Annotated in this window: 12 protein-coding genes; 9 read left to right on the forward strand and 3 right to left on the reverse strand. The window is 67.6% G+C overall.

Annotated elements, in window-relative coordinates; all coding sequences use genetic code 11:
- The 6 genes from F5544_RS18005 (at position 1) to F5544_RS18030 (ending at position 7171) form a co-directional block, all read left to right on the forward strand.
- Positions 1–411 (forward strand): VOC family protein, encoded by a 411-nt coding sequence (locus tag F5544_RS18005; protein ID WP_167474252.1) that lies wholly within the window; start codon positions 1–3, stop codon positions 409–411.
- Positions 412–461: 50 nt separating this feature from the next.
- On the forward strand, positions 462–1277 hold the full coding sequence (locus F5544_RS18010; protein ID WP_167474253.1) for an LLM class F420-dependent oxidoreductase: 816 nt from the start codon (positions 462–464) through the stop codon (positions 1275–1277).
- Positions 1278–1339: 62 nt separating this feature from the next.
- Positions 1340–2593, forward strand: coding sequence for a threonine/serine exporter family protein (locus F5544_RS18015; RefSeq protein WP_167474254.1), 1254 nt, complete (start codon positions 1340–1342; stop codon positions 2591–2593).
- A 245-nt stretch (positions 2594–2838) separates the two neighbouring features.
- Positions 2839–4593, forward strand: a complete 1755-nt coding sequence (locus tag F5544_RS18020) for a hypothetical protein (RefSeq protein WP_238847308.1) — start codon at positions 2839–2841, stop codon at positions 4591–4593.
- 103 nt (positions 4594–4696) lie between these two features.
- Positions 4697–5893, forward strand: a complete 1197-nt coding sequence (locus F5544_RS18025; protein ID WP_167474256.1) for a PucR family transcriptional regulator — start codon at positions 4697–4699, stop codon at positions 5891–5893.
- A gap of 213 nt (positions 5894–6106) precedes the next feature.
- Positions 6107–7171, forward strand: coding sequence for a chitinase (locus F5544_RS18030; RefSeq protein ID WP_167474257.1), 1065 nt, complete (start codon positions 6107–6109; stop codon positions 7169–7171).
- On the opposite strand, the gene F5544_RS18035 is transcribed toward F5544_RS18030, so the two are convergent.
- Positions 7144–8325, reverse strand: a complete 1182-nt coding sequence (locus tag F5544_RS18035) for an aminotransferase (protein ID WP_167474258.1) — start codon at positions 8323–8325, stop codon at positions 7144–7146. The two genes, F5544_RS18030 and F5544_RS18035, sit on opposite strands and share 28 nt — an antisense overlap.
- Positions 8326–8559: 234 nt before the next feature.
- On the opposite strand from F5544_RS18035, the gene F5544_RS18040 reads away from it, so the two are divergent.
- On the forward strand, positions 8560–9360 hold the full coding sequence (locus F5544_RS18040; RefSeq protein WP_167474259.1) for an acyl-[acyl-carrier-protein] thioesterase: 801 nt from the start codon (positions 8560–8562) through the stop codon (positions 9358–9360).
- Here F5544_RS18040 and F5544_RS18045 read toward each other — a convergent pair.
- Both F5544_RS18045 and F5544_RS18050 read right to left on the reverse strand, forming a co-directional pair.
- Entirely contained in the window at positions 9357–10769 is a 1413-nt protein-coding gene (locus F5544_RS18045; protein ID WP_167474260.1) for an FAD-binding oxidoreductase, read from the reverse strand. The genes F5544_RS18040 and F5544_RS18045 overlap by 4 nt on opposite strands.
- A gap of 199 nt (positions 10770–10968) precedes the next feature.
- Complete coding sequence (locus tag F5544_RS18050) at positions 10969–11508, reverse strand: TetR/AcrR family transcriptional regulator (RefSeq protein WP_167474261.1); 540 nt, start codon at positions 11506–11508, stop codon at positions 10969–10971.
- A 97-nt stretch (positions 11509–11605) separates the two neighbouring features.
- On the opposite strand from F5544_RS18050, the gene F5544_RS18055 reads away from it, so the two are divergent.
- Entirely contained in the window at positions 11606–12142 is a 537-nt protein-coding gene (locus F5544_RS18055) for a DinB family protein (protein ID WP_167479296.1), read from the forward strand.
- 47 nt (positions 12143–12189) lie between these two features.
- Positions 12190–13008, forward strand: a complete 819-nt coding sequence (locus tag F5544_RS18060) for an LLM class flavin-dependent oxidoreductase (RefSeq protein WP_167474262.1) — start codon at positions 12190–12192, stop codon at positions 13006–13008.
- Positions 13009–13025 lie beyond the last annotated feature (17 nt).

The raw sequence follows: 13025 nt of genomic DNA on the forward strand, positions 1-13025 counted from the left end.
ATGGATATCAGCATCGACGCCAGCTTTCTTCCGCAGCGGGATCCGGACGCCGCGCTGGAGTTCTATCGCGACATCCTCGGTTTCGAAGTGCGCAACGACGTGGGTTACAACGGGATGCGCTGGATCACCGTCGGCCCGGTCGGTCAGCCGGATACCTCGATCGTGCTGTATCCGCCGGAGGCGAATCCCGGTATCACCGAGGACGAGCGCCGGGTGATCGCGGAGATGATGGCGAAGGGCACGTTCGGGCATATCATCCTGTCCGCCAAAGACCTCGACACCGTCTACGAAAAGGTGCGGGCCCGCGGCGCCGAGGTGGTGCAGGAGCCGACCGAGCAGCCGTACGGGGTCCGTGACTGCGCGTTCCGTGATCCGTCGGGCAACCTGGTCCGCATCAACGAGCAGAGCTGACGCACTCGATCGAGCGGAATATTCGACGGCCGGACCTGGTTCGTCCCCGTATGCAGATAGGTGTGAACACCTTCGTCACCGATGAGGGCATCAGCGGTCCGAAACTCGGCGTCGCGCTGGAAGAGCGCGGATTCGAATCGCTGTTCGTCGCGGAGCATTCGCATATCCCGGCGAGCAGACAGAGCCCCTATCCCGGCGGCGGCGAACTGCCGCGGGTGTATTACCGCGCGATGGATCCGTTCGTCGCCCTCGGCGCCATCGCGGCCGTCACCGAGCGGCTGGTGCTCGGTACCGGGGTCACCCTGCTGATCCAGCGCGATGTCATCCACACCGCCAAGGAGGTCGCGACGCTCGACGTGATCTCCAACGGCCGCGTCGTCTTCGGCGTCGGCGTCGGCTGGAATCTGGAGGAGATGGCCGATCACGGCACCGACCCGCGCACCCGCGGCGCGCTACTGGACGAGCAGCTGCGGGCAATCCGGCAGATCTGGACCGAGGATCTCGCCGAATTCCACGGCCGCTTCATCGATTTCGATCCGATGTACGCCTGGCCGAAACCCGTCCGGCAGCCACCGATCTACATCGGCGGCGGGGAAGCCGCGGTGCGCCGGGCGATCCGGCACGGTGCCGGCTGGCTACCGATCGCGGTGACCGATCCCGCCGAGGTGCCCGCGCAATTGGCTCCGCTCGCGGGCCGGGATCTGCCGATCACGGTTCTCGGGGCCGCGCCGGTTCCGGCCCTGCTCGACGCGTACGCCGAGGCCGGGGCGGAGCGGGTGACCTTGGTGCTGCCGGGCCTCCCGGAATCGGAAACCCTGCGCACCCTCGACAAATTCGCGAAGGTCGCCGAGCGCTACCTGAGCTGAGCCCGCCGACCCGCCGGTCGGGCTGCGCCGCAATTCCGCAATCGGACAGCTACCTTGAGCACATGCCGGATACGGATGCCGACGGCCCGCCAGCGTACGGCGCGCTGGATTTCCTCACCCGGCTGACGGTGGCGATGCTGGAATCGGGATCCGCCACCGACGCCGTGGTCGACTCGGTCGGGCGCTGCGCCGTCGCGCTCGGCGTGCGCGGCGCGACCGTGGTGACGCTCGGTCGCGTCGTGACGATCGACCATGCGGTCGGCAATCGACATGCCGTCACCCGGGTCGCGATGGCGCGATCGCTCGATATCTTCGACTGTGACCGGATGCGGCGGCTGGATCGGGTCGCGAAGACGGTCATTCGGGAACGGCCCGAAACGGCAAGGGCCACCGCATTATTGGCGGATGCACTGCGCGCCCGGCCGCCGTGGCCGTGGTGGGTGGTGCCCGGCGGCGGCGCGCTGCTCGCGGTGTGCATCGCGCTGCAGGTCGGCGGTTCGCCCACGGCGGCGGCACTGGCGGCGGTCGTTTTGATCGCGGTGAATCTGATCGGTCGCGGCGTCGGCAGGCTGCGGTTGCCGTCGATGTACACCGTCGCCGCCCAGTCGGCGGCGACGGTGGGTCTGGGCGCTGCGCTGTATGCGGCCGGGCTGCTGCCGATCACCGGGACCGCGGTGCTCATCGCCACCAATTGGCTACTGCTCATGCCGATTCCGCAATTGCTGCTCATCGCGACCGATGCGGTCGGCACGCGCGGGCTCACCGCGCTGGAGCGCGCGGCGTCGGCGGGTGTGGCCGTGATCGGCATCGGCGTCGGCGGCGCGCTCGCCCTCGCCGCCTCACACCGGGTGGTCTTCGACGGGCCCATCCATTCGGAGCTGCCGGTGCTGCCGGTCTGGCTGGCGCTGATCTTCGCGATCCTCGCCGCGGTCGGCAATGCCGTATTCAACCGGGGCGGACCGGATCTGCTGATACCGGCCGCGATCGAGGGCCTGGTGACGGGCGCGATCTATCAGGTGCTCGTCCATGCCGCCGAGGTGAAACCGCTGATCGCCGCGCCGCTCACCGCGGTCGTGCTCGGATTCGCGGCCGGGATCGTCGCCGACCGGTTCCATCTGCCGGTCACCGCGATGGCGTTGATCGGCATCACCGGTGCGCTGCTGCCTGGTCTCACGGTGTATCAAGGACTCATCTCCGAACTGTTCCATCGGTCCGGTTTCGGATTCTTCGCGCAGGCGGTCGGCATCTGCGTCGCGTTGGGGGCCGGTGCGGCGCTCGGGGTCGCGCTTTATGTGCGATCGATCCGGCGGGTGTGAGCGCATCGCGGTCGGCCGAATCCCGGTGCGTTACAACGGCGGCTTGATCCGCGATATGCCATTTGGCGGCACGGCTTCGCGGATGCGGATTTGGTCGGATGACAAAGTTCGGCCGCCGGAGTTGTTCCGCAACCGAATTCGCGGAATTCCCAACGGTATTTCTCGTCGGGATGCCTGGTCGGTGCACCGAACTCCTTGTGAATAGCCCAATGCCCGGGCCGATCGGGCGTGGAAACGTGTCGCGCGTGAGATATGCGGCGTGGCATGGAATCAATGGTTGGGCTGCGACGGCTGCGGTGGCGTTCGTTGTTGCGGGTGCTCTGCAGCCCGGTGTCGCGGCGGCTGGACCGCCGGTTTCGGCGGCAACCGATCGACAAGAGCAGCAGTTGGCGACCCGTGACGGGGTCGCCGTGTCGTATGTGAGCTTTCGGCTGCCGTTGCCGGATAACGCGCCACCGCACCCGGATTCGTGCGACCGAGCGGGTTTCCTGCGCTACCGGCCGGTGGGCGGGCCCGCGGATGCCCGGGATGCCGACGCGGTGGTGGTCCAGCAGCAGGGGTTCACCGGCGGTGCGATGAATTCGGATGCGGTGGCGGCGAATACGGTTCGCTCGGCGAAGGCGTCGGGGCGTTCGGTGGAGTTCTGGGCGTTGGCCCGGCGTAGCCAATGCCTGGATGAGACAACGGGTTTCGACTACGCACTGCGCACGGGCAACTACCTCGACGCGGTCGACTACTACTTCAACGGCAAACCGGTCGGCGGTCGAACGTTCCCGGGTTTCAAGAACTCCGGCGATCTGGCGATCCTCGACTGGATGGGGCTGGAACGGGTTATCCGCGACCAGTACGAGATCATGCTGGCCGAGATGCCGGATCAGGCTGAGCGGCAACGCAAGTACGTGTGCACCGGGATCTCGATGGGTGGATTGGTCACCGGATTCTTCTCCGATTGGGATTTCGGCGGCGGCGATCCCGCGACCGCGGGCTACAACCAGTGCGCCGCGTTCGCCGCGCAGGACACCATGGTGTCATCGGATCCGGCCGCGATCCAGAACACCCCGTTCTTCCACGACATCACCGACGCCATCGTCGGCCCGATCAACGGGCTGGTGAAGGCCGGGCTGGACAGCGGCGTCCTGCCGTTGCGAATCCTGGGTCCGACTCCGGTGATCGGCACCAAGGCGCTACTGCTCTACCGGCTCGCGGGGCTGGCGGCATATCTCGAGCCGGACGCGGAAAGCCAACTGCTGGCGCATATTCCGCGTGATCCGGAGATCGAGGCGACGCTGGCGTTCATGTCCGGTCAGAGCTGGGGCGGGGTGATCACCGGCAGCGACGGCACGCTGCGCGACTACCGACTCACCAATACCGCGTTGCTGGGCAGCCTGATCGACAACAACTCCGGCAACTTCGCGCTCTTGCAGCAGGGCGTCGGTGCGCTGTCCGGTGGTCCGGTGGCCGAGAAGACATTCCCGAATCCCGGTGGTGTGGCACAGATTCCGGTGTTGGGTAACTTCCTGCGGATGAGCACGGGGCCGCAGACCCGAGTCGCGCCGACCGATCACAACGTCCTGTACACCTGGCGCAACTACAACGACGTGGCGGGCATCCCGTGGACCGCGCCCAACCATGAGATCGCCGATATCCGAGAAGTGGCCCGCCAGTTGGGTTCCGGTGGCCCGGCCGCCTATTGGGAGAGTTACTTCCCGCTGCGGGTGGTGCTCGACATCGCCGCGGGCTACGGCGGCGCACGCGGCGGTGATATGTCGAATCTGCGCTACCACAATATGAGTCGCACCAAGCCGAACCTGGTGCTCTACGCCGGTGACAGCGTGGTGCAGTACGGAATGACCTGGCTGCCCAATCCGCCACTGGCACAGGTGGAATCCCTGCCCGGCTACACCCATATCGACTCCATCGGCGCCGCGGCGGTGCAGAACAACGGCAAACCCGACTACAGCGGCCAGTACCTCGCGGAATTCGTCAGAAGCGTTACCTGATGAGGTTTGTGCATTCGACCGCGCCGAAGATTGGCAATGTGCACAAATATCCTTGTCGGACTGCTCATTGCGCCACCGGGTTTGGTCATGCAAACAATATGCGGTGAGTGATTCCCCGGTACTCGATGAATTTTCCGAGTACTTCCGTTCGTCGTTGCCCGCCATCGCGCGCGTCATGATCGTCGGTGTGCTCGACGCGGTGCCCGACTATCGCGCGCTGCCCGATGATTTGGTCGGTGAGGAATTGCCGAGGGCGACCGAGGCGAACCTGCGCCTGTTCCTGCGGTCGGTGCAGGAGCAGCGGGTGCCGCGCCAGGACGAACTGGCCGAACTGATCGCCATCGCGGTGCGCCGGGCGCGGGCGGGAATGGCGCTGGACACCGTGCTTTCGGTGTATCACCAGGGCGCCGCGGTGGCCTGGAACGCCATCGCGTCGGCGGCGCGAACTCCGGAACAGCGCGAGCAGCTGCTGGCCGCGGTGCCGTTCATCCTGGGCTATCTGGGCGCGGTGACGCCCGGGGTCGCGGCGGCATACGTGCGGGAGCGCCAGGATCTGCACTGGGAGCAGCGCGAGGCCAAACGCGCGGTGGCGCAGGCGCTTTTGCAGGGCAACCCGGTCGAGCTGCTGGCCGAGCGGTTCGGCATCGCGCTCGACGGCGGTTTCCACGTGCTGGTCTTCCGGCTGGCGGCCGAGCCCGATGACGAACCCGGCGGCGTCCGGCCGGTGCTGCGCATCGCGCAGACCGAGGTGGACGCGCTCTCGCCGCGGGCGCTGAGCGTGCTGGAGCGCGGCGGCGGCACCGTCCTGCTGCCGACGGCCGAAAGCGATGCGGCCGCGAAGCTGAGCGGATTCGTGACCAGGTTGTCGGCGAATGCGGGCGCGCGCACTGTCGCTGGTCTGGCCACCGCCGCGAGCGTCGCGGACGTCGCGACGGGCGCGGCGGAGGCCGCCGAGCTCGCGCTGCTGGCCCGCCAATTGCGCCGTCCCACCGGCATTTACCGGATGAGCGAGCTGGCGCTGCAATATCAGCTGGCCAGGCCGGGGCCCGCGCGGGCGTGGCTGCTGGGCCTGCTCGCCCCGCTGCTGGCCCATCCGCATCTGCTGGAGGCGTTGCGCGCGTTGATCGCCCACGACTACAACCGGCAGGAGGCGGCGGCTTCCCTTGTGTTGCATCGCAATACGCTCAACTACCGACTGGGCCGGATCGCCACGATCACCGGATACGATCCGGGAAGGCCGGATCACGCCCAGCTTTTCGCCGCCGCGCTCACCATGCGGGATCTCGCCGACGCCGACTGATCACCCCAGTTGTCGCCAGTCGAGATGATCACGCCGGATGTGGTTCAACTTTGTCATGAATTCCACATTTGACGCGCGCGGTCGGTCGTTCGGCGATTCCGGGATGCGCGAGGGCGGTATCGGACTCGGGCGGAGTGAGACATGAACGTCCGGCGAATATCTTCGGCGGTCTTCGGACGCGGCCGGGCAGCGCGAAAAGCGAACGGCCGGCGAATGCGCTTGGCGGCGATCGGAATCGGGCTGCTGCTCGGCCTGACCGGATTCGCCCCCGCCGCGACGGCGCGGGACAACAGCACACCGGCGGACAGCACCTGCGCGACCAAGCCGCGCCCGACAGGTCAAGTGCTGCAAGGCTATTGGGAGAACTGGGACGGCGCCTCCAATGGCGTGCACCCCGGTATGGGGTGGATCCCGATCACCGATTCCCGCATCGCCGGACACGGCTACAACGTGATCAACGCGGCGTTCCCGGTCATCGAATCGGATGGCACCGCGCTGTGGCAGGACGGGATGGACCAGAGCGTCAAGGTCGCGACCCCTGCGGAGATGTGTCAGGCCAAGGCGGCGGGCGCGACCATCCTGATGTCCATCGGCGGCGCGGCGGCCGGTATCGACCTCAATTCCAGTGCGGTCGCCGACCGGTTCATCGCGACCATCGTGCCGATATTGCAGACCTACAACTTCGACGGCATCGATATCGACCTGGAAACCGGCCTCACCGGCTCCGGCGACATCAATACGCTGTCCACCTCGCAGGCGAACCTCGAGCGGATCATCGACGGCATCCTGGCGCAGATGCCCGCCGGCTTCGGCCTGACCATGGCGCCGGAGACCGCCTACGTCACCGGCGGCAGCGTCACCTACGGCTCGATCTGGGGCGCGTACCTGCCGATCATCAAGAAGTACGCGGACAACGGCCGACTCTGGTGGCTGAACATGCAGTACTACAACGGCAGCATGTACGGCTGCTCCGGCGATTCGTACCAGGCGGGGACCGTCCAGGGGTTCACCGTGCAAACGGATTGCCTGGCAACGGGTTTGACCGTGCAGGGCACCACCGTCACCGTGCCGTACGACAAGCAGGTCCCCGGCCTGCCCGCACAACCGGGCGCGGGCGGCGGCTATATGTCGCCGGATCTGGTCGCGCAAGCGTGGAACCATTACGGCTCGGCGCTGAAGGGCCTGATGACCTGGTCCATCAACTGGGATGGCTCGCGGGGCTGGACCTTCGGCGATAATGTCCGGTCGCTTCAGGGTCGCAGCGCGGCGGCGGGCTGACGGCCGGAGGCGGCGAGCCGTCCGGCGAATTCGGTGATCGAATCCGGATCGGTATTGCTGAAGCTGACCCGGATGGTGCCGCGGTCGTCCGGCATGAACGCGGTGCCCGGGATGACCAGGGTGTCGTATTCGAGAATCAGCTCGCGCACCACATCCTCGGTGGACCGCCCGGCGAACGGATGCCGTATCCAACCGAAAAATCCACCGGTGGAAAGCATTTCGTAGCCGCCGGGCCGACCGGCCATCACCTCGGTGAACCGGTGCCGCCGCACGGCGATATCGCGGGCTCGGGCGCGCCGCCACGGTCCGGCCGACCGGAGACCGGCCAGCGCGGCCTCCTGGCCGATCCGCGGCGCGCAGATCGCAACGCAGTCAAGCAGTTTGGCGACCTCGGCGCCCAGTTCGGTGGACGCGACCACCGCGCCGACCCGGTAGCCGGGGATGGCGAGATCCTTGGAGAAGCTGTGCAGGCCGACGACGGTGCGGGTCCACTCCGGGTCGGCGAACAGCGGATGCGGCGGCTCGGTGGTGTCGCGGAACGAGCGGTAGGTCTCGTCGAGGATCAGCGCGATATCGTGGCGCGCCGCCACCTCCGCCAGCGCCGCGATCCGCTCGGGCGGCACCGTGACGCCGCTCGGATTGCCCGGCGTCACAACGAGTATCGCCCTGGTGCGCGGGGTGATCAGCGCCTCGGCCGCCTCGGGTCGCGGAATCAGATCGGGGCCCGGATCGAGGTAGACCGGCGTGATGCCGGTCATCCGCAGCCACATGTCGTGGTTGAAGTAGTACGGCAGGCTCAGCACGATCTCGTCGCCGGGCGCGGCCAGCGCCGACGCGACCAGACAGAAGGCCTGGTTGCACCCGGCGGTGATGATCACGTGTTCTGGACGGACCAGGCCGCGGTAGTCGGCGGTCAGCTCGGCGGCGAACGCCTCGCGCAGGGCGGGTAGCCCGGCGGTGGCCACATAGGCCGCGCCGTGCGGGTCGCGCGCGGTGGCGGCGATATGCTCGACGACCTCGGGGGCGGGCGGGTACTGCGGCACCGCCTGTGCCAGATCGAGCAGGTCCAGCCGCCCGGCGCGCTGGCCGAGCAGGGCGTGCGCGCTGGCGATCGGCGAGTAGATGGCCTCGATTGCCAACGGGTTCAATCGCATACCGCGCTCCAGCGGTTCGGCCGTCCGAGCCTGGCTAGGTCTGTCATATAAATACCTTCGCACGGATCCGCGGCCGCCCGCCTGCCGCCGGAGTAGGGGCCACCGCGCCGCGTGTTGCGGCAACCTGCCCGCGACCGATATCTGAGTTAGGCTCGATCCACTGTGGCCCAGTGTCGTCGCCACAGGCAGTCCACCGTTGTCCGCCGTTCGGCCGAATGTCCGGAGATCGCAACCATGCCGAAAGAATTCGTCAGCCCGGCCTCGTCCGCGGGGACGGTTATCGAAGAGCATCCAGCGCTGCGCCCGCTGGCCCCGGTGCCGCCGACCGGTCATATCTTCGATATCCGGCGCCGGATGGGGACCGTCGACATGGACGAGCGCATGTGCCTGCGCGTCGACGGTATCGCCCGCCAGCTCCAGGAGGCGGGCGTCGACCACCTGTTCCATGTCGATGCGATGGACGACCATCCGCACTGGATCGTGCGTCGCACGGTGATCGATGTGATCCGGCCGATCGAATGGCCCGCCGAGCTGCGGCTGCGGCGGTGGTGCTCGGGGCTGTCGCCCCGCTGGTGCAATATGCGGGTGCGCATCGACGCCGACAACGGCGGACTGATCGAGACCGAGGGCTTCTGGATCCACATGAACAAGCAGACGATGGGTCCGTCCCGCGTCGCCGACCGGTTCTTCGAGCTCATGTCGAGCACCACCGCCGAGCACCGGCTGCGCTGGCAGCAGTGGCTCACCGATCAGCTACCGTCGGTCGCCGGTACGCGATTCCCGTTGCGCCGCACCGATATCGATCACTTCGACCATCTCACCAATACGGCCTATTGGCACGGTGTGCACGAATCATGCGCCGAGGCGGCCGATCTCATGGCGGGACCGCATCGCTACGTCCTCGAATACAACAAGCCGGTGCGGTTCGGTGAGCACGTCGATATCCACACCGACCGCACCGCCGACGCGCTCACCATGTGGTTCGCGGTGGACGGCGACGTTCGCGCGATCGCGCGGCTGCGTGCGCTTTCCTAGACCGGAAAGTTGCTGCGGAACAAGCCTTTCGGGTCGCGGTGCCGTTTGATGTCGCGCAGCCGGGCCAGGGTGTCCGCGTCGACGGCGTCGGCGGCGCGCTGCCCGGGCGCCAGGAAGCCGAACGGCGTACGGCCGGTCGCATTCTCGCCGAACGCGTCGAGGTAGTCGCGGATCCGGGCCTGGACGTTCGCGGTGTCCTCCGGTCGCATGCGCAAGCCGTGGAAGCCGACGCAGAAGCGTTCGGGCACCGCGCCCGCCGCGCTGTCCGACGGGCGGGTGAGCGCGCCGCCGAGCTGCCGGACCTGCACGCTGATCAGGGGAGATATCGGCCCCGTGAGCAGGGCCCCGATGGCGGGCTCGGTGAGATCGGTCAGCAGCACGGTGTGGTGCAGGCTGGGGCTCGGTCTGGTCGGTTCGGCGGTGATCGCGCCGATATCGTTGAGCGGCAGGATCTTTCGGGTGTCGGCGGTGCGTCCGTCGACGCGCTCCAGCGGTGCGAGCAGCGCTTGCGCGGACGCGGCGTCGCCGAGGTAGGTGACGCTGACGCCGACCATCGGTGGGGCGCTGGGGAATTGGGACAGGCTCCACCACAGGGTCAGCTCGTCGGGCGCGATCGCGACGATCTCCCGGAACGCCGCGAGCACCTGCGGGGCGCGCTCGGCGGGCCACACCATCCGGCCGCCGTACAGGGACGGCACCGGGTGCAGCGCGAATTCGATCGCGGTGACCAGCGCGTAATCGCCGCCACCACCGCGCAACGCCCAGAACAGATCCGGTTCGGACGAGGCGGTGACGCGCAGCCTCCCGCCGTCGGCATCGATGACGTCGAATGCGGTGACGCTGTCGGCGGTCCAACCGAATTCGCGGGAGAACCAACTCAATCCGCCGCCCAACGTGAAACCGGTGACGCCGACCTGCGGCGCGCTCCCGGTGACGCCGGTCAGCCCGTGCGGTGCGGCGGCCTCCTGCACCTGGGCCCAGGAGACCCCGGCGCCGACCCGTGCGGATCGGGTGCCAGGTTCGACGTGAATTTCGTCGATTCGGTTGGTGCGCACCAGGATTGCCCCGTCCAGCGCGTCGGCGGCGCCATGCCCGGTCGGTTGTGCCGCCAGCGTGCGTCCGGTGTCGCGGGCATAGCGGACGAGCGCGGCCGCGTCGTCGGCGTCGGCGACCTCGACGACGGCGCGCACCGATTGCTCGACGGTCAGGTTCCACGGCTGGCGCGCCTGATCGAAATCTCTGTCGCCGGGCAGCGATACCCGGCCGCGGACCGCCGATCGCAACCCGGCGTCGTCGGTAGCTGCCCGGCTGTCCGGTGCGCACGACGCCACCGCGAGTCCGCCGCCGACGGTGAAAAGCTCCCGTCTGCTCGACGCCGGTGTATCTTCGCCCGTGCGACCGGTTTCCATCCATTCCTCCTAGGTGATCTGTCGAGCAACTGTATAGAGCCGAAATGTGCAGTTGCCGGGAGGAAGCCACACGTCGGTGCGAAAATGATCAATCGCTGATCGGAAATTGATCCGCGCGTCGGCGGAAATGGTCTTCTATCAGGTGAATGCGGTTCTCGGTATGTCGAACCGGGCGCCTATCCGATATTTTGCCCCGAAGTTACTTATAGAGCAGCTTTTCCAGCTGAGCGAATGCCGTGGCGGCCGTATTCGGCGTCAGCTGAACACCTTTGATCACCGCGATTATGAGCTCGACCGCCTCGTCCGGATCGACGCGCGCCGACCACGCGCCCGATTCCGTTCCGGCGACGAACAATTCGCGCAGCCAGCGCCGCCAGTTGGCCTCGTGCCGCTCGAGTATCGCCCGCACCGCGGGATCGCGGCGGGCGCGCAGATCGAGTTCGGCGGTGACGACGAACACCTCCGGCGCGTCGGCCAGCAGCTCGCGCAGATGGGTCAGGTAGGTGCGCAGGGACTCGGTCGCACCTTCGGCGGGCGTCACGGCGAACCGGCCGATCGTGTACCGCGCCACCTCGGCGATGATGTCCTGTTTTCCGGGGAAGTGATGGTGCAGGGTCGAGTGGTCGATGCCGACGTCCTCGGCGATCTGCCGCAGTCGCAGACCCTCGAACCCGCCCCGGGCCAGCTGATCGAACGCCGCCCGGACGATCTCGGTCCGCCTGTCCGCCTGTCCGCCCACGCGGCCTCCTCGCTCACCAACCAGTTGGTTGATCGTAGCGCCTGTGGTTGACTGTGCTCACTCAACCAAGTGGTTGGTGGAGGAGGGACTGTTGACTATCGATTGGGCAGACGAACTCGGCGATCAACTGGACTGGCACTGGCGAGAACGCCTGCGGCCCAGGCTGATCGGGCTGACCGATGCGGAGTATTTCTGGGAGCCGGTCCCGGATTGCTGGACCGTGCGCCCGCGCCGCGGCGAGCACGAGATGGGCGGCGGCCGGTTCACCGTCGACTACGCCTTTCCCGCCCCGAGCCCCGCGCCGGTGACCACCATCGCATGGCGACTGGCCCACATCACCGTGCACGTGCTGGCCAAACGCGCCGAAATACATTTCGGCGCAACGCCTGTCGACTACGACACACACGTGTACGCGGGTACCGCCGCCGCGGCCCTCGACCAGCTCGACCGCGCCTATGCCGCGTGGGCGTCCGGTATGCGCACGGCGGATCTCGAACGCGGCTGCGGCCCGGACTCCGGTCCCTTCGCGAGCCGTCCGCTGGCGGCGCTGGTCCAGCACGTCAACCGCGAGGTGATTCATCATGGCGCGGAAATCGCGCTACTGCGCGACCTATATCTGCGTATGGCTCGGTGAAAAATAGTTTTCTAGAACGTATTACAGGTTAGCGAAGAGGAGAAACGATGATGGATAGACGTTTTCGCTTCGGGGTGATCGGTGGACCGGGAGCCCAGTGGCGCGAACTCGCCTGCCGCACCGAGGAACTCGGCTATTCGACCTTGCTGATGCCGGATGGTCTGAGCCTGCTCGCACCGTTGCCCGCCGCCGCGGTGGCGGCCTCGGTCACCAAGACGCTGCGCGTCGGCACCTTCGTGCTGGCGAGCACCGTGCGGATGCCGCGAACGGCGGCATGGGAGGCCGCCAGCGTCGCGGTGCTGACCGACCACCGGCTGGAGTTGGGCATCGGCACCGGGAATCCCTGGATGAACCGGGCGGCCGTCGACGAGCTCGGGATGCCCGAGACCACACCCGCGCAGCGACTGGCCCTCGTCGAGCAGACCGTGCGGCACCTGCGGGAACTGGAGACGACCGCACACACCCCCGTGCTGATCGCCGCAGGCGGCCCGCGCTCTCGAAAACTGGCCGGGCAAATCGCCGATATCGTCACCCCCGCCAACCACCCGCTGGCCGACCGGCAGGAGATCGCGCGAATCGTCGCCGAGATCGACGCGGCCGCCGGACCCCGCGCGGACCGGCTCGAATACCTGATGAACGTCCTCATCGTCGGCGATGCCATACCCCGGCGGCTGGCGCCACTCGCCGGCGACGATATCGGCGCCCTGATCGCGGCCGACTCGTTGAGCCTGTTGCGCGGTACCCCTCGGCAAATGGCCGACGAGATCCAGCGTCGCCGCGACGCATTCGGCTTCTCCTACATCACCGTCAACGAGCTCTTCATCGACCAGTTCGCGCCGGTGGTCGAGCTGCTGGCCGGACGATGAGTAGCCGCTTCGTTGCT

This window comes from Nocardia arthritidis (assembly GCF_011801145.1).
In the GTDB taxonomy this organism is placed as follows: domain Bacteria; phylum Actinomycetota; class Actinomycetes; order Mycobacteriales; family Mycobacteriaceae; genus Nocardia; species Nocardia arthritidis_A.

Bases quoted from the DNA above. Each gene is read 5' to 3' on its own strand.
- F5544_RS18005 (WP_167474252.1), top strand. From the start codon at position 1: ATGGATATCAGCATCGACGCCAGCTTTCTTCCGCAGCGGGATCCGGAC.
- F5544_RS18010 (WP_167474253.1), top strand. From the start codon at position 462: ATGCAGATAGGTGTGAACACCTTCGTCACCGATGAGGGCATCAGCGGT.
- F5544_RS18015 (WP_167474254.1), top strand. From the start codon at position 1,340: ATGCCGGATACGGATGCCGACGGCCCGCCAGCGTACGGCGCGCTGGAT.
- F5544_RS18030 (WP_167474257.1), top strand. From the start codon at position 6,107: ATGCGCTTGGCGGCGATCGGAATCGGGCTGCTGCTCGGCCTGACCGGA.
- F5544_RS18035 (WP_167474258.1), bottom strand. From the start codon at position 8,325: ATGCGATTGAACCCGTTGGCAATCGAGGCCATCTACTCGCCGATCGCC.
- F5544_RS18040 (WP_167474259.1), top strand. From the start codon at position 8,560: ATGCCGAAAGAATTCGTCAGCCCGGCCTCGTCCGCGGGGACGGTTATC.
- F5544_RS18045 (WP_167474260.1), bottom strand. From the start codon at position 10,769: ATGGAAACCGGTCGCACGGGCGAAGATACACCGGCGTCGAGCAGACGG.
- F5544_RS18060 (WP_167474262.1), top strand. From the start codon at position 12,190: ATGATGGATAGACGTTTTCGCTTCGGGGTGATCGGTGGACCGGGAGCC.